Genomic DNA, 16,870 nt, shown 5'->3' on the forward strand with positions numbered 1-16,870 from the left:
AAGTAGAAGATGTTCTTCCTTCTGCTATCAAGCATCTAGCGTCGCGGGTGTCATTGATCGACATCAATATCGCGACAATCAGGGGCGGGAGGGATCACCGTGGAAACCATTCTCATCACCGGCGGTGCCGGCTTTATCGGCCGTTTCGTTGCCGATGAACTTCTGGCGCGTGGCAACAAGGTCCGCGTGCTCGACAGCCTGATCGAGCAGGTCCATGGCGATTGCGAACGCCCCCCGCTGCTGAACGACGAAGTGGAGCTGATCCGCGGGGACGTGCGCAACGGCGATGTCGTGACCAAGGCGCTGGACGGCGTCGACAGCGTCATCCACCTCGCCGCCGAGGTCGGCGTCGGACAGTCGATGTACGAAGTGGAACGCTATACCTCGACCAACGACGTCGGCACCGCCGTGCTGTTCGAAAAGCTGATCGACCGGCCCGTCCGCCGTGTCGTCACCGCATCGTCCATGTCGATCTATGGCGAGGGATTGTACCGCGACGCCGATGGCGCGGTGGTGCAGGATGCCGAGCGCAAGGGGCTGCGCGACGGGCTGACCAACTGGGAGCCGGTCGATGCGCAGGGGCGCCCGCTGACCCCGGTCGCGACGCCGGAGTGGAAGCAGCCGAACCTCGCCTCGATCTACGCGCTGAACAAATATGTGCAGGAGCGCACGACGCACATCATGGCCGCGCCGTACGGGATCGAGGGCGTGTGCCTGCGGCTGTTCAACGTCTATGGCCCCGGTCAGGCGCTCTCCAACCCCTATACCGGCGTGCTGGCGATCTTCGCCTCGCGGTTGCTCAACGGGCAGCAGCCGATGATCTTCGAGGACGGCGAGCAGCGCCGCGACTTCGTGCACGTCAGCGACGTGGCGCGCGCCTTCGCCGACGCGCTGGTGCTGCCGCAGGCGGTGGGCGGCACGTTCAACATCGGTTCGGGGCACGATCGTTCCGTCACCGAGGTCGCGACCGAGCTGGCACGCGCGATGGGCAAGAACGACATCGCGCCGGAGATCGTCGGCAAGGCGCGGATCGGCGATATCCGCCATTGCTTCTGCGACACGACGCTGGCGCAGCAACGACTGGACTTCCGCGCCACGCAGGATTTCGGCGAAGGGCTGGCGGAACTGGCCGAATGGGTCGCGCGGCAGACCGCCGAGGACAAGGTGGCGACGATGCGCGCCGAACTCGAGAAGCGCGGGCTGGTCGCATGAGTGCGCCGATCCTCGTGACCGGGGGCGCCGGGTTCATCGGCTCCAACCTCGCCGACCGGCTGGCCGGCGAGGGTCATGACATCGTGATCTACGACGCGCTGGCCCGCGCCGGCGTGGACCGCAACCTGTCGTGGCTGCAACAGCGCCACGGCAGCCGCATCCGCTTCGTCCATGCCGATATCCGCGACGAGGAGAGACTGGCGGAGGAGGTGGCGCGCGCGGCGGCGGTCTTCCACTTCGCGGCGCAGGTCGCGGTCACGACCAGCCTGGAGGATCCGGCAGACGATTTCGCGACCAACATCGCCGCCACCTTCTACCTGCTGGAAGCGGTCCGCACACGCGCGCCGCACGTGCCGGTCATCTTCGCGTCGACGAACAAGGTCTATGGCGATCTGGCGGACCTGGAGTTCGCACTGGAGGACGAGGCCTATCGCCCCGTCGATCCGCAGGTGCGCGCCCATGGCATCGGCGAGATGCGCCCGCTGGACTTCCATACCCCCTATGGCGTGTCGAAGGGCGCGGCGGATCAATATGTCCTTGATTATGCGCGCAGCTTCGGACTGAAGACCTGCGTGCTGCGGATGAGCTGCATCTACGGCCAGCGGCAGATGGGGACCGAGGATCAGGGCTGGGTCGCCCATTTCCTGATCCGCGCGCTGAACGGCGAGCCGATCACCCTGTACGGCGACGGTCATCAGGTGCGCGACGTGCTGGACGTGCGCGACGCGGTGAACGCCTATGTTGCGGCGTGGCGACACATCGACCAGGTGGCGGGACGCGCGTTCAATCTGGGCGGCGGGCCGGACAATGCGGTCAGCCTGCGCCAGTTGCTCGCCCATATCGCCACCCTGACCGGGCAGCCGGTGGACGTAGACTATGCCGACTGGCGGGCCGGCGACCAGCGTTACTTCGTCGCCGACGCGCGCGCCGCGCACGACGCGCTGGCATTGCCGCCGCGTCGCGACTGGCGCGAGGGGGTGGCGGCGCTCGCCGCGTGGTTGCAGCACGAACATCGGCAGGAGTGCCGCATCGGGGTCGCCGCGTGACGCGACGGATCCTGATGACCGCCGACGCGATCGGCGGGGTGTGGCAATATGCGATCGGGCTGGCGCGCGATCTGACGTGCGCCGGCTGGACGGTGGATATGGCGCTGCTCGGTCCCGGCCCCTCTCCCGCGCAGCGGGCCGCCGCCGCCTCGTCGGGCGCGACGCTGATCGAAACGGGACTGCCGCTCGACTGGCTCGCGCGGACGCCGCGCGCGGTGATCTCGGCGGCCGATGCGGTCGCGACGCTGGCGCGGGTGCGGCGCGCCGATGTCGTCCAGCTGAATCAGCCGGCGCTGGCCGTCGCCGATTTCGTGATGCCGGTCGTCGCGGTCGTGCACAGTTGCGTGGCGAGCTGGTGGGAAGCGGTCGAGAACGCCCCCCTGCCCGCCGATCTGGCGTGGCAGACCGATCTGGTCGCGCGCGGGCTGGTGCGCGCCGAGGCGGTCGTCTGCCCCAGCCGCGCGTTCGCCGCGACGGTCGCGCGGCTGTACGACCTGCCCCGCGCGCCGATCGCCATCCACAACGGCCGCGCCGCGCCCGCCGCGCCCGCCGCGACCGGACCGCTGCACGATGTCGCCTTCACCGCCGGGCGGCTGTGGGACCGCGGCAAGAATGTCGCGACACTGGATCGCGCCGCCGCCGCGCTCGCCATCCCGTTCAAGGCGGCGGGGGCGGCGCGCGGACCGCATGGCGAGGCGATCACGCTGCGGAACCTGCATCCGCTGGGCCATGTCAGCGATCCGATGGTCGCCGGGCATCTGTCGCACCGGCCGATCTTCGCGACCGCCGCGCGCTACGAACCGTTCGGGCTGGCGGTGTTGGAGGCGGCGCTGGCCGGCTGCGCGCTGGTGCTGTCCGACATCCCGACCTTCCGTGAATTGTGGGACGGGGTCGCCACCTTCGTGCCCGCCGAGGACGCCGACGGCTTCGCGCGCGCGATCGGGGATTTCGCCGCCGATCGCGACCTGCGCACGGCGCGCGGGATGCTGGCCCGACGACGCGCGCTCGACTATTCGCCTGCCGACACCGCCGCCGCGATGATCGCGCTGTTCGCCCAGGTCGCGGGGCAGCGCGGGCGGGTCGCGGCATGAGGCTGGTCTATTTCACGCACAGCCTGTCGTCGTGCTGGAACCATGGCAATGCGCATTTCCTGCGCGGCATCCTGTCGGAACTGATCGCGCGCGGCCATGACGTGCGCGTGTTCGAGCCGGCGGGCGCGTGGAGCCTCGACAACCTGCTGACCGACGCCGGCGAGGCGGGGCTGGACGCGTATCGCGCCGCCTATCCCGAACTGTCGTCGCGGACCTTCGCGCCCGACGCCGATATCGAGCGGCTGGTCGACGGCGCCGATGTCGTGATCGTGCACGAATGGAACGACCATGATCTGGTCGCACGGCTGGGCGCGTTGCGGCGCGGGGGCGCGCGCTTCACCCTGTTGTTCCACGACACGCACCACCGCGCGGTCAGCGCGCCGGAGGAGATGCGCGCCTATGACCTGAACGGCTACGACGGCGTGCTGGCGTTCGGCGAGGCGCTGTCGCGCGTCTATCGCGACTGGGGCTGGGGCGCGCGCGTCTGGACCTGGCACGAGGCGGCGGATACGCGGCGCTTCCATCCCCGCGACGACGGCGCGCGCGACGGGCTGGTGTGGATCGGCAATTGGGGCGACGGCGAGCGCACCGCCGAGATCGAACACTATCTGCTCGCCCCCGCGCGTGACGCCGCATTGCCGCTCGACATCTATGGCGTCCGCTATCCCGACGACGGGAAGGCGATGCTCGCCGCGTACGGCGCGCGCTATCACGGCTGGGCGCCCAATGCCGCCGCGCCGGCGATCTTCGCGCGGGCGCTGGTGACGGTGCATGTCCCGCGTCGTTACTATACCACGATCCTGCCGGGCATCCCGACGATCCGCGTGTTCGAGGCGCTGGCGTGCGGACTGCCGCTCGCCTCGGCACCATGGGACGATGCGGAGGGGCTGTTCCGCCCCGGCACCGACTTCCTGTTCGCCGACACGCCCGAGGCGATGACCCGCACGCTGCGCGCGCTGCGCGAGGATGCCGACCTGCGCCGGTCGCTGGCGACGGCCGGGCTGGAGACGATCCGCGCCCGCCATACCTGCGCACACCGCGTCGACGAATTGCTGGCGATCCTCGCCGATCTCGACGCCCCCCCTGTTTCCCGGAGCACCGCCGCATGAAGATCGCCTTCTACGGATCGAGCCTGTTGTCCTCCTACTGGAACGGCGCGGCGACCTATTATCGCGGCATCCTGCGCGCGCTGGGCGAGCGCGGCTATGACATCACCTTCTACGAACCCGACGCCTTCGACCGGCAGCGGCATCGCGATATCGACCCGCCCGCCTATGCGAAGTCGGTCGTCTATCCCGCCACCGCCGAGGCGCTGCGCGGCGTGCTGGCGGAGGCGGCGACGGCCGATATCGTCGTGAAGGCGAACGGCGTCGGCGTGTTCGACCGCGAGTTGCTGGAGGGGATCGTCGCGCACGCCCGGCCCGACGCGCTGAAGATCTTCTGGGACGTCGATGCCGCCGCGACGCTGGACGAGATGCGCGCCGATCCCGCGCATCCGGTGCTCGCCGCGCTGCCGTCGCTCGACATGGTGCTGACCTATGGCGGTGGCGATCCGGTGGTAGACGCCTATCGCGGGTTCGGGGCGGCGGAGTGCGTGCCGGTCTACAATGCGCTCGACCCGCAGACGCATCATCCGGTGCGGCGTGACGACCGCTTCGCCTGCGACCTCGCCTTCCTCGGCAACCGCCTGCCCGATCGCGAGGCGCGCGTGGAGGAATTCTTCCTGCGCCCCGCCGCGCTGCTGCCCGAACGGCAGTTCCTGATCGGCGGCAACGGCTGGGACAGCAAGGCGATGCCCGGCAACGTCCGTCATCGCGGCCATGTCTTCACCGCCGAGCACAATGCCTTCAATTGCACGCCGCGCGCCGTCCTGAACGTCGCGCGCGATTCGATGGCGCATATCGGCTTCTCGCCCGCGACGCGCGTGTTCGAGGCGGCGGGGGCGGCGGCATGCCTCATCACCGACGCCTGGGAGGGGATCGAGCTGTTCCTGACCCCGGACAGCGAAGTGCTGGTCGCGCGCGACGGGCAGGACGTCGCCGAGCATCTTGCCGCGCTGACCCCGGCGCGCGCGCAGGCGATCGGCCAGGCCGCGCTGCGCCGCGTGCTGGCGGAGCATACCTACGACCTGCGCGGTGCGCAGGTGGATGCGCTGTTCAAGGCCCATGCCGCGCGCCAGCGGGAGGCGGCGTGATGAAGCTGGTCGTCCTGGGCCTGTCGCTCAGCTCCAGCTGGGGCAACGGCCATGCCACCACCTTCCGCGCGCTGCTGCGCGCCTTCGCGGAGCGCGGACACGAGGTGCTGTTCCTCGAACGCGACATGCCGTGGTATGCCGCCAACCGCGACGAACCCGCGCCCGATTACTGCCGGCTTGAACTCTATGACAGTCTGGTCGCGCTGGGCGACTGGCGACAGGAGATCGCGGATGCCGACGCGGTCATGGTCGGCTCCTATGTGCCGGACGGGATCGCGGTCGCGCGGCTGGTGCAGGAATGGGCGCGGGGCGTCACCGCCTTCTACGACATCGACACGCCGGTCACGCTGGCGAAGCTGGCGCGCGGGGCGTGCGATTATGTCTCGCCGGAAGTGATCCCGGGCTATGACGTCTATTGCTCGTTCACCGGTGGACCGACGCTGCGCGCGATCGAGACGCGCTATGCCGCGCCGGCCGCGCGCGCGCTCTATTGCTCGGTCGATGCCGATCGCTACCGCCCGACCGGCGCGGCCAAACGCTGGGATTTGTCGTACCTCGGCACCTATAGCGACGATCGCCAGCCGACGCTGGAGCGGCTGCTGATCGAGCCGGCGCGGCGCGATCCGACCAAACGCTTCGTCGTCGCCGGGCCGCAATATCCCGACACGATCGACTGGCCCGCCAATGTCGAGCGGATCGAGCATCTCGCCCCCGCCGATCACGCCGATTTCTATTCGGCGAGCCGTGCGACGCTGAACGTCACCCGCGCCGACATGATCGCCGCCGGCTGGTCGCCCTCGGTGCGGCTGTTCGAGGCGACCGCGTGCGGTACGCCGATCGTGTCGGATCGCTGGCCGGGGATCGACGAACTGCTGACGCCCGGTCGCGAGATCATTCTGGCGGACACGTCCGAGGATGTCGAAGCCGCGCTCGCCCGCGACGATCTGGAGGCGATCGGCGCCGCCGGTCGCGCGCGCGTGCTGGCCGACCATACCGCCCGCCACCGCGCGGCGGAACTGGAAGCGCATCTGCACGAAGCCGCGCGCGCGCGGCGCGAACTGGCGGAGGTCTGACCCGGGCAGCCATCGCGCGCCGTCGCGATCGCGCATCCCATCTTCTACAAGGATCGAAACCGGCCGTTACGGATTGGAAACCATCATCACGCCCTGATGGGGGAGACATCGTTGCGCCGCCTGCCGCTCGTCATCATGCTGCTCGCCGCCGGCTGCGCGCGCCAGGCGCCGTCGCCGGCGCCGCCCCGAGTCGAAACCGCCGCCGCGCAGCTGCCGGAGCAGAGCTCCGCGATCGTCGTGCCGGTGACGGCCGACCTGCGGATGCTGGAACGCGGGCTGGACGCCAACACGCCGCGCGTGCTCTGGACGGTGGACGAGCATCGCGACACCTGCGTGCGCGGGAAGCGGGTGGATCTGGGGATCGGCAAGGTCAAGCTCACCCCCGATCTGGGCTGCCGGATCGTCGGACAGGTGACGCGCGGCGCGATCCGGGTCGCGGGCGCGGGCGAACGGATCGATATCACCATGCCGGTGTCGGCGAAGATCGCGGTGCGCGATATCGGCGGCGTGCTGGGCGAGACCGCGACCGCGCGCGCGATCGTCCACGCGACCGGACGGCTGGGCGTGACGGGAGACTGGCAACCGCGTGCCACGCTGGACATCGCCTATGACTGGCGCGAGCCGCCCGGCATCGACATCGCCGGGCAGCGGATCACCTTCACCTCGCGCGCGGACGAGAAGCTGAAGCGCGTCGTCCGGCGGCTGGAGCGCGACCTGCCGAAGGAGGTTGCGAAGCTGGACCTGCGGCGGCAGCTGGGTGATGTCTGGCAGCGCGCCTTCACCGTGATCGAACTGAGCAAGCGCAACCCGCCGGCGTGGATGCGGGTCACGCCGCGCGCGCTGGGTTTCGGCGGCTATCGGATCGAGGGACGGCAATTGCGGCTGACGCTGGCGGCGGAGGCGTTGACGCAGACCTTCGTCGGGCGCCGTCCGGCGGACCCCACTCCCACCCCGCTTCCGCCGCCGTCGCGCGTGGCGGGACAGCCGGGCCTGCGCTTCTTCATCCCGGTGCTCGCGGATTATGCGCAGCTGGAGCCGGTGGTGCTGCGGACGCTGCGCAAGCTGGCGGCGGGCGGGATCACGCTGACCGGCATCGGTCCGGTCGACGTCGATTTCGGCAAGGTCACGGTCTATGCCACCACCGGCAACCGGCTGGCGGTGGGCGTGACCGCGCGCGTGGTGCCGCGCGACCGCGACTTCCCCGCGACCAGCGGCGAGGCGTGGCTGACCGCGCAGCCGTACAATGACGAAGGCTCGCAACTGGTGCAGGCGCGCGACGTGAAGCTGGCGGCGGATACGGACTCGACCGCGGTCGACCTGATCGTCAGCCTGCTCGACGCCACACAGGTGCAGCGGGCGGTCGCGCTGGCGCTCCGCCACGATTTCGCACCCGATTACCGCAAGGTGCTGGGCAAGGCGCAACATGCGATCGGCGCGCGGCAGGAGGGCGACTTCTTCCTGTCGACCGATGTCACGCGGGTGACGACCGGGCAGTTGCAGGTGACCGGCGCCGGGCTGTTCCTGCCGGTGCGGGCGGAGGGCAGCGCGCGGATCGACTATCGCCCGCGGTGACCCGTTCAGGGGATCGTGGAGGCATTGAGCCTCTTGACTATTGTCACCCCGGACTTGTTCCGGGGTCCACCGCTCCGCACTATCCCGGACGTGAGCGCATGCCGAACGGCGGATGCCGGGACATGCCCGGCATCACGAAGCGCGATCGTCAGTTCCCCTGAACGGGAAGGGCGCAGGTCCTTAGAAGCGCCAGCCGATCGCCAGCTGCGCGATCGGCCACACCTTCACCTTGTCGACATCGTTCTGGAGCGACTGGCGCTCGCGCTCCAGCGCGTCCTTGAAGTTCTGGTCGTCCTTCAGCGTGCCGGTCGACCGGAAGGTGTCGAGGCGATAGGCGCCCTGGAACATCACGCCGAATTCGGTACCGATGAAGAAGCCCTGGCGGTTCTGCCCCGCCCAGCCGAACGTCAGCACCGGCGCGAACTTGTTCGCGGTGGCGCGGCCCGAGATGCGGCCGACCTCGCTGGCGGTATAGTCCACGTCGCCGATCGTGACGTCGCCGCTGGGTGTCAGGCCGACATCGACGCGGTTGCGGTTGATCCGCGCGCCGCCGGACAGGCGGAACGCGCCGCCGAACGGATAGACGTCGACGACCGCGCCATAGGACTTCAGCCGCAGCTTGCCGTCATATTCCTCATCCTCGGACTCGAACGTGCCGCTGACGCCCAGGAACCCGGCCCCGCCACGCACGCCGAGATGATCGTTGAAGCGCACCGCCAGTTCCGGCCCGATCCCGAGCGTCCCCGCCGTCACCGCCGCGCGAATGTGCGAGCCGCCGTCGGCATTCTCCTCCGCCGCCGCCGGTGCCGCCGCCATCAGCGCCGTGCCCGCCAGAACGGCGGTCATCATGGTCTTCATCGTCTTCCCCCCAATGTGCTCGCATCCCCCCGGATGCGGACCGTCACCTGACAGCCCTTAACAGCGGTTACATCACCCAAATGGATGATACACGTCAGAAACCGGCATAGTCGCTGAACCGGGTGATCGTCGGATCGAACTTCAGCACCACCTTGCCGGTCGCACCGTGACGCTGCTTCGCGACGATCAGCTCGGCCAGGCCATAGACCCGCTCCATGTCGGCGGCCCAGCGCGCGTGATCCTCGAACACCTTGGCCTCGTCGCCTTCCATCGGGCGCTTCGGCTCGCGCTGCGCGGTATAATAATCCTCGCGGAACACGAACCAGACCATGTCGGCGTCCTGCTCGATCGAGCCCGATTCGCGCAGGTCCGACAGCATCGGGCGCTTGTCCTCGCGGCTTTCGACCGCGCGGCTGAGCTGCGACAATGCCAGCACGGGCACGTTCATGTCCTTCGCCAGCGTCTTGAGCCCGCGCGAGATTTCGGAGATTTCCTGCACGCGGTTGCCGTCGCCCTTCCCCGATCCGGTCAGCAACTGGAGATAGTCGACGACGACCAGCCCGATCTCGTTATTGTGCCGCCGCTGGAGCCGCCGGACGCGGGTGTGGAGCGAGGCGATCGTCAGGCCGCCGGTATCGTCGATGAAGAACGGCAGGTTCTCCAGCTCCGCCGCCGCCGCCGCCAGCTGCTCGAACTCCGCCTTGCTGATCTTGCCCATGCGCAGCGCCTCGGAACTGATCCGCGACTGTTCGGCGAGGATACGCGTGGCGAGCTGGTCGGCGCTCATTTCGAGGCTGAAGAAGGCGACCTTCGCGCCGACCGACTTGGACGGCGGGATGCCGTCGCGCATGTCGCGCATCCAGCGTTGCGCGGCGTTGAAGGCGATGTTGGTGGCCAGCGACGTCTTGCCCATGCCGGGACGCCCGGCGAGGATCATCAGGTCGGAATGGTGCATGCCGCCGATCTTGGCGTTGACGGTGTCGAGGCCGGTGGTGACGCCGCTGAGGTTGCCGCCCCAGTTCAGCGCCTTCTCGGCCATCTTGACCGCCATCGTGCTGGCCTGCGCGAAGCTCTTCACGCTGTTCTCGGCCCCGCCATCGGCGGCGACGCGGTAGAGCTCCTCCTCCGCCGCCTCGATCTGCGCGCGCGGGTTCACCTCCTCGCTGGTGTCCATCGCGCGATCGACCATCGAATGGCCGACCGACACCAGCGTGCGCAGCATCGCCAGGTCGTAGATCTGCGTCGCGAACTGGCGCGCGCCGATCAGCCCCGCGCCCGAGCCGGTCAGGCTGGCGAGATAGGCGACGCCGCCCAGCTCCTTCATCCCCGCATCCGCCTCGAACATCGGACGCAGCGTGACCGGCGTGGCGAGCATGTCCTGCGCGCGCAGTCCCTTGATCGCGGCGAAGATGCGGCCGTGGACGGGCTCGTAGAAATGCATCGGCTCCAGCCGGTCGACGATGTCGTCGGCGAGCCGGTTGTCGATCATCATCGCGCCCAGCATCGCGGCCTCGGCCTCGACGTTGCGGGGCAGCTGAACGGGTTCGGCCGGGGCCGATTGCGGGAATGCCAGAGTCGCCATGACGATGGCCTATAGTCCATCCGGCCGCATCCGATAACCGGGATCGAGATTGTGGCATGGCGACTTACCGATTATCGGCACCGGCATGGCCGATCCGCGGATCATCGATATCGAACTGGACGAGCGCACGATCCTGTGGCGCTCGGCCGATATCGAGCAGGAGCGCCGGATCGCGATCTTCGACCTGATCGAGGAAAACCACTTCGCGCCGCAGCGCGGCTATCCCGACGGCTATGCCGGGCCGTTCCGGGTAAAGCTGGGTGTCGAGGAAGGGCGGCTGGCGATCCAGATCGCGCGCGAGGACGGCACGCCGCTGGAGACGCTGGTGCTGGGGCTGGCGCGGTTCCGGCGGCCGATCCGCGACTATTTCGCGATCTGCGACAGTTACTTCCAGGCGATCCGCCAATCGACGCCCGCCCAGATCGAAACCGTCGACATGGCGCGGCGCGGTATCCACAACGAGGCGGCGGAGCTGCTGCGCGAGCGGCTGGACGGCAAGATCCATATCGATTTCGACACCGCGCGGCGGCTGTTCACGCTCATCTGCGTTCTGCACATCAAGGCTTGAGATACGGATTATGTGGGGTTTGGGACGGCTCGTGCTGTTTCTGGCCGCGTTCGCGCTGGCCGGGGTCGCGGGGTGGCGGCTGGCGATACGCTGGACGCCGCCCGTCGAGCGCTATCCGGTGCAGGGCGTCGACGTGTCGGAGAATACCGGCACGATCGTCTGGCCGGTGCTGAAGGGCGCGGGCGCGCAGTTCGGCTATGCCGTCGCCACGGTCGGCGCGACCACGCGCGATCGCAACTTCCAGGCGAACTGGGACGCGATGGGGCGCGTGGGCATGAAGCGCGGGGCGTTGCACATCTTCTCCTTCTGCCAGTCGCCGCGCGTGCAGGGCGACGTGTTCAACACGGTCGTTCCGCGTGACCTGCGCGCGCTGCCCGCTGCGATCGCCTTCGCATTCGACGAAGGCTGCACCGACCGCCCCGCCCGCCCGGCATTGATCGCCGGCGTGCGCGAGATGATCGAGCGGATCGAGGCGCATACCGGCAAGCCGGTGATCCTGCGCATCTCGCCGCAAGTGGAGGACGATTACCAGCTCACCGCCGCGCTCGATCGCCGGTGGTGGGCGGTCGGCAACTTCCTGAAACCCGGCTATGGCGAGCGCGCGTGGAGCCTGTGGCGCGCCAGCGACGTGCACCGTATCGACGGGGTGCAGGGGCCCGTGAACTGGGACGTGGCGACGAAGGGAGCGCTGGGCGAATGATGGACGAGGCACATGATCTGATCGCGGCGGCACGCGCGGCGGCGCGCCATGCCCATGCCCCTTATTCGCGCTTCGCGGTCGGGGCGGCGGTGCTGCTGACCGACGGCAGCGTCGTGACCGGCGCAAATGTCGAGAACGCCAGCTACGGCCTGTCGCTGTGCGCGGAGACGGTCGCGATCGCCACCGTATCCGCGCAGGGACGGCTGCGCGAGGTGGTCGCGGTCGGGGTCATAGGCGGGATGATGGACGCGCAAGGCCGCGCGACCGGCGACGCGCCGGTGCGGCCGTGCGGACGGTGCCGGCAGGTGCTGAACGAAGCGGCGCAGATGGGCGGGCGCGACCTGGCGGTGCATTGCGCGGGCGCGGAGGGTGACGCGGTGGCGAGCTATCGGTTGAGCGAGCTGCTGCCCGATGCGTTCGGCCCGGCGGATCTGGGGATCTCGTAAAGCCTCGTCGCCCCTGCGCAGGCAGGGGCCTATCTCCGTGTGGTCCTGACGATCTCGTCTGACACATACGTCGACCCGCGTGTGTCGACGATCCGCGATATGGGAGAGACATGGGCCCCTGCCTGCGCAGGGGCGACCGGCTTTTTCTGTGGGGTGGTGCGGGCGGTCGGACTCGAACCGACATGTATTGCTACGGCAGATTTTGAGTCTGCTGCGTCTACCATTTCGCCACGCCCGCAGCGTGCGATCCGCGGCCCTATAGAGCAGACATATCGCCCTGACTAGCTGTCGCCGACTTGACCCATTGCGGGGTTAGGCGTCATCGGATGGCGGCATAGGAGAGACGCATGAGCGATACCGTGTACCCGGCCCCCGCAGGCACCGACGACAGCATCGACGCGACCCGCGCGGATGCGGCGTGGCAGCGCGCGGCCAGCGATCCCGAGGGTTACTGGCGCGAAGAGGCGCAGCGGCTCGACTGGATCACGCCGTTCACGCAGGTGAAGGACACGTCGTTCGACGAGGCCGATTTCCGCATTCGCTGGTTCGCGGACGGTGAACTCAACGTCTCCGCCAATTGCGTCGACCGCCATCTGGCGACGCGCGGCGACCAGACCGCGATCGTCTGGGAAGGCGACGAGCCGGGCGAGACGAAGACGCTGACCTATCGCGAACTCCACCGCGACATGTGCCGCTTCGCCAACGTCCTGAAGACGCTGGGCGTGAAGAAGGGCGACCGCGTCACGCTCTACCTGCCGATGATCGCGGAGGCGGCGGCGGCGATGCTGGCCTGCACGCGGATCGGCGCGATCCATTCGATCGTGTTCGGCGGCTTCTCTCCCGACAGCCTGGCGAACCGTATCCAGGATTGCGATTCGACGGTCGTGATCTGCGCCGACGAAGGCTGTCGCGGCGGCAAGCGCATTCCGCTGAAGGCCAATGTCGACAAGGCGCTGGCGCATTGCCCGGGCGTCGAACATGTGCTGGTGATCCGCCGCACCGGCGGCGACGTCAGCATGACCGAGGGCCGCGACATCTGGCTGCACGACGCGCTGGAAGGCGTCGCGGACGAGTGCGCGCCGGAACCGATGAATGCCGAGGATCCGCTGTTCATCCTCTATACCAGCGGATCGACCGGCAAGCCGAAGGGGGTGCTCCACACCACCGGCGGCTATCTTCTCTGGGTGACGAAGACCTTCAAGGAGGTGTTCGACTATCGCGAGGGCGAATTGTTCTGGTGCACCGCCGACATCGGCTGGGTCACGGGGCACAGCTATGTCGTCTATGGCCCGCTCGCCAATGGCGCGACGACCGTGATGTTCGACGGCGTGCCGAGCTATCCGGATCATGGACGGCTGTGGGAAACGGTCGACCGGCTGGGCGTCAACATCCTCTACACCGCCCCCACCGCGATCCGCGCGCTGATGCGGGAGGGCGACGACTGGGTGAAGAAATACCGGCGCACCTCGCTGCGCCTGCTCGGTTCGGTCGGCGAGCCGATCAATCCCGAGGCGTGGAACTGGTACTACCGCGTGGTCGGCGACGAACGCTGCCCGATCGTCGATACCTGGTGGCAGACCGAAACCGGCGGCATCCTGATCTCCCCCCTCCCCTATGCCATCGACCTGAAGCCGGGGTCGGCGACCAAGCCGTTGCCGGGCGTGCAGCCGCAGATCGTCGATGCGGAAGGCAAGGTGCTGGACGGCGCGACCGAGGGCAATCTGTGCCTGACCGACAGCTGGCCGGGGCAGATGCGGACCGTCTGGGGCGATCACGACCGGTTCTTCCAGACCTATTTCAGCACCTATCCGGGCAAATATTTCACCGGCGACGGATGCCGCCGCGATGCGGACGGCTATTACTGGATCACCGGCCGCGTCGACGACGTCATCAACGTCTCGGGGCACCGCATGGGCACCGCCGAGGTCGAATCGGCGCTCGTCTCGCACGTCAAGGTCGCCGAGGCGGCGGTGGTGGGGATGCCACACGAGGTGAAGGGTCAGGGCATCTACGCCTTCGTCACCCTCAACGCCGGGGTCGAACCGACCGACGAGCTGCGCACCGAATTGCGCCAGTGGGTAAGGAACGAGATCGGCCCGATCGCCAGCCCCGACGCGCTGCAATTCGCGCCGGGCCTGCCCAAGACCCGCTCCGGCAAGATCATGCGCCGCATCCTGCGCAAGATCGCCGAGAACGACACCGGCAGCCTGGGCGACACGTCGACGCTCGCCGACCCGTCGGTGGTGGACACGCTGGTCGCCGAACGCATCGGCTAATCGTCATTTCGAGCGTAGCGACGCTATCCAGAGCCGGATCAGGCCGCCCTGGATAGCCTCGCTACGCTCGAAATGACGAACTCAGGCGGGCGTCTCAGTCCTTCGCCTCGTCGCCGTAATATAGCTCGCCGATGCGGATTTCCTCGCGCCCCTGCGACACGCGGTGCGCATTGGTATCGCGCAGCGAATAGACGCAGCCGCAATATTCCTGCTGATAGAAATGCTCGCGCTTGGAGATTTCGATCATCCGCGCCGCGCCGCCGCCCTTGCGCCAGTTGAACGTCCAATAGGCGATGTCGGGATAATGGGCGGCCGCGCGCTCGCCGCAGTCGTTGATCTGCGCCATGTTCTTCCAGCGCGAGATGCCCAGCGACGAGGTGATGACCGGGAAGCCGTTTTCATGCGCATACAGCGCCGTCCGCTCGAACCGCATGTCGAAGCACATCGTGCAGCGCGCGCCCCGCTCCGGCTCGAACTCCATGCCGCGCGCGCGCTTGAACCAGTTGACCGTATCGTAATCGGCATCGACGAACGGCACGTTATGCTGCTCGGCGAAGCGGATATTCTCCTCCTTGCGGAGGATATATTCCTCCTTGGGGTGGATGTTCGGATTGTAGAAGAAGATCGTATAGTCGATCCCGCTGGCGGTCATCGCCTCCATCACCTCGCCCGAACAGGGCGCGCAGCAGGAGTGGAGCAGCACCTTCTTCTGTCCGTCGGGAGGCGTCAGGACGGGGCGGTCGTATTCGGTCGTCATGGCGCCGCGTCATAGCCGAACGCGCACGCCAAGTCACCGCCACTTGCCGCCCCCTTCGCGGCGGCCTATCGCCCGCGCGGTCGATGACGGGGGCATGACAGGGCGATGACGGTAAAGAGACTCGGCGCGTGCGCGATGGTCGCCGCGGTCGCGTTGTCCACTGCTCCCGCACAGGGCCAGACGATCGCGGAACTGCAGCGACAGATCGACGAACTGAAGGCGACCGTCCGCCAGCTTCAGGAGGCGCAGCGGCAGGCCGCCGCGCCCGTCTCCAGCGCACCCACCGCCACCACCCCGCCCCCGGCGCCCGTGATCGCGCAGGCGACCGCCCCGGTGGACAAGCCGCAGGCCTTCGCCGAGGTGCCCCCCACCCCGGTCCCGACCAGCGGCAAGGGCAAGCGGCTGCGGCTGCGCGGCTATACCCAGATGCGCGTCAACGAGATCGTCGCAGGCGACGCCACCGCCCCGGCCGGGCGCGCACGGCTGCGCTCCGTGCATGACGGCGGGATCAGCGATCGTGGCAATTTCACCTTCCGCCGCATCCGGCTGGTGCTGGAGGGCAATGTCACCGACAATGTCGCCGTCTATCTCCAGCCCGATTTCGCGACGCGGATCGGCAACCAGTCGGTCGGTGAGCCGCGCGAGGGATCGGGGCAGATCCGCGACGCCTATGTCGACTGGTTCCCCGACAAGGCGCACCGCTTTCGCCTGCGCTTCGGCCAGTCGAAGGTGCCGTTCGGGTGGGAGAATATGCAATCCTCCTCGAACCGCGTGCCGCTCGACCGCAGCGACGGGATCAACAGCGCGGTGCCCAGCGAGCGCGAGATCGGCATCGTCGGCTATTACACGCCCGCGCAGGTGCAGCGCATCTGGGACCGGCTGTCGAAAGACGGACAGAAATTGTTCGGCAATTTCGGCGCGTTCGGGGTCGGCGCGTTCAACGGCCAGGGCGTGAACCGCGCGGAGGCGAACAATGGCCTGATGACGGTCGCGATGGCCAGCTGGCCGTTCGAGCTGGACGCGCTGGGGCCGTCCTTCGCGGGACAGGTGGTGGAAATCGGCGCGGCGGGCTTGCGCAACCGCGTCCAGCCCGAGGTGCGCAGCGGCGGCACCAGCGCGGTCGCCTTCGCCGACGATCGCGTCGGTTTCCACGCGATCCTCTATCCGCAGCCGTTCGGCATCCAGAGCGAGTGGAACTGGGGACGCGGGCCGCAATGGGACCCGGTGCGCAACACGATCGCCACCCGGCCGCTGACCGGCGGCTATGTCCAGACCATGTTGCGCGTCGAACGCTCGCCGATCGGCGGGTTCATACCCTATGCCCGCTGGCAATATTATCACGGCGGGTGGAAGGCGGCGCTCGACGCGCCCGAGCTGCGCACGCGCGAGTGGGAAGTCGGCGTGGAGTTCCAGCCGACCCCGCCGCTGGAGCTGACGCTGGCCTATGCGCACATGAAGCGGCGCGAGGCGGATACGCGCCGCTTCATGTGCGCAT

15 protein-coding genes and 1 tRNA gene are annotated in these 16,870 nt (G+C 68.5%); 12 read left to right on the plus strand and 4 right to left on the minus strand.

Translation table 11 applies throughout. The annotated features are described in order from the left end of the window. Nucleotides 1-99: 99 nt before the first annotated feature. From NS334_RS07685 to NS334_RS07715, 7 genes are all read left to right on the plus strand, one after another. Nucleotides 100-1,212, plus strand: coding sequence for an NAD-dependent epimerase/dehydratase family protein (locus tag NS334_RS07685; RefSeq protein ID WP_058755390.1), 1,113 nt, complete (start codon nt 100-102; stop codon nt 1,210-1,212). Continuing rightward, complete coding sequence (locus NS334_RS07690; RefSeq protein WP_058755391.1) at nt 1,209-2,258, plus strand: SDR family NAD(P)-dependent oxidoreductase; 1,050 nt, start codon at nt 1,209-1,211, stop codon at nt 2,256-2,258. The genes NS334_RS07685 and NS334_RS07690 overlap by 4 nt, the downstream gene beginning before the upstream one ends. Next, entirely contained in the window at nt 2,255-3,349 is a 1,095-nt protein-coding gene (locus NS334_RS07695; protein WP_241491858.1) for a glycosyltransferase family 4 protein, read from the plus strand. The genes NS334_RS07690 and NS334_RS07695 overlap by 4 nt, the downstream gene beginning before the upstream one ends. Further along, entirely contained in the window at nt 3,346-4,458 is a 1,113-nt protein-coding gene (locus NS334_RS07700; RefSeq protein ID WP_058755392.1) for a CgeB family protein, read from the plus strand. The genes NS334_RS07695 and NS334_RS07700 overlap by 4 nt, the downstream gene beginning before the upstream one ends. Beyond that, nucleotides 4,455-5,543 carry a CgeB family protein gene (locus NS334_RS07705; RefSeq protein ID WP_058755393.1) on the plus strand — a complete coding sequence of 363 codons (1,089 nt, stop codon included), beginning with the start codon at nt 4,455-4,457 and terminating at the stop codon, nt 5,541-5,543. Before NS334_RS07700 ends, NS334_RS07705 begins: the two co-directional genes overlap by 4 nt. Continuing rightward, complete coding sequence (locus tag NS334_RS07710; protein WP_058755394.1) at nt 5,543-6,616, plus strand: CgeB family protein; 1,074 nt, start codon at nt 5,543-5,545, stop codon at nt 6,614-6,616. The genes NS334_RS07705 and NS334_RS07710 overlap by 1 nt, the downstream gene beginning before the upstream one ends. 111 nt (nt 6,617-6,727) lie before the next feature. Continuing rightward, entirely contained in the window at nt 6,728-8,188 is a 1,461-nt protein-coding gene (locus tag NS334_RS07715) for a DUF4403 family protein (protein WP_058755405.1), read from the plus strand. 180 nt (nt 8,189-8,368) lie between these two features. Here NS334_RS07715 and NS334_RS07720 read toward each other — a convergent pair whose 3' ends face one another. Next, on the minus strand, nt 8,369-9,046 hold the full coding sequence (locus tag NS334_RS07720) for a hypothetical protein (RefSeq protein WP_058755395.1): 678 nt from the start codon (nt 9,044-9,046) through the stop codon (nt 8,369-8,371). Between the two features lie 94 nt (nt 9,047-9,140). Beyond that, entirely contained in the window at nt 9,141-10,628 is a 1,488-nt protein-coding gene (locus NS334_RS07725) for a replicative DNA helicase (RefSeq protein WP_058755396.1), read from the minus strand. An 85-nt stretch (nt 10,629-10,713) separates the two neighbouring features. Between NS334_RS07725 and NS334_RS07730 the strand changes: the two genes are divergently transcribed. Genes NS334_RS07730 through NS334_RS07740 form a run of 3 tightly spaced genes read left to right on the plus strand, consistent with a single transcriptional unit; the run spans nt 10,714 to nt 12,342 of the window. Further along, nucleotides 10,714-11,196, plus strand: a complete 483-nt coding sequence (locus NS334_RS07730) for a UPF0262 family protein (RefSeq protein WP_058755397.1) — start codon at nt 10,714-10,716, stop codon at nt 11,194-11,196. A 31-nt stretch (nt 11,197-11,227) separates the two neighbouring features. Then, complete coding sequence (locus NS334_RS07735) at nt 11,228-11,896, plus strand: GH25 family lysozyme (RefSeq protein WP_058755398.1); 669 nt, start codon at nt 11,228-11,230, stop codon at nt 11,894-11,896. Then, the gene (locus NS334_RS07740; protein WP_153002631.1) at nt 11,893-12,342 is read left to right on the plus strand and encodes a cytidine deaminase; all 450 of its coding nucleotides are present in this window, start codon (nt 11,893-11,895) and stop codon (nt 12,340-12,342) included. The genes NS334_RS07735 and NS334_RS07740 overlap by 4 nt, the downstream gene beginning before the upstream one ends. 154 nt (nt 12,343-12,496) lie before the next feature. Here NS334_RS07740 and NS334_RS07745 read toward each other — a convergent pair. Beyond that, nucleotides 12,497-12,580: transfer RNA gene (locus NS334_RS07745), tRNA-Leu, on the minus strand. 109 nt (nt 12,581-12,689) lie between these two features. On the opposite strand from NS334_RS07745, the gene acs reads away from it, so the two are divergent. After that, entirely contained in the window at nt 12,690-14,618 is a 1,929-nt protein-coding gene (acs, locus tag NS334_RS07750) for an acetate--CoA ligase (RefSeq protein ID WP_058755400.1), read from the plus strand. Between the two features lie 94 nt (nt 14,619-14,712). Here the strand turns inward: acs and NS334_RS07755 are convergent, their stop codons facing one another. Beyond that, on the minus strand, nt 14,713-15,375 hold the full coding sequence (locus tag NS334_RS07755; protein ID WP_058755401.1) for an epoxyqueuosine reductase QueH: 663 nt from the start codon (nt 15,373-15,375) through the stop codon (nt 14,713-14,715). 105 nt (nt 15,376-15,480) lie between these two features. Between NS334_RS07755 and NS334_RS07760 the strand changes: the two genes are divergently transcribed. After that, the coding region (locus NS334_RS07760; RefSeq protein ID WP_058755406.1) for a porin at nt 15,481-16,870 on the plus strand (1,390 nt) is incomplete at its 3' end.

Origin of the sequence: Sphingomonas endophytica (assembly GCF_001476895.1) — a bacterium.
Taxonomy (GTDB): Bacteria; Pseudomonadota; Alphaproteobacteria; order Sphingomonadales; family Sphingomonadaceae; genus Sphingomonas; species Sphingomonas endophytica_A.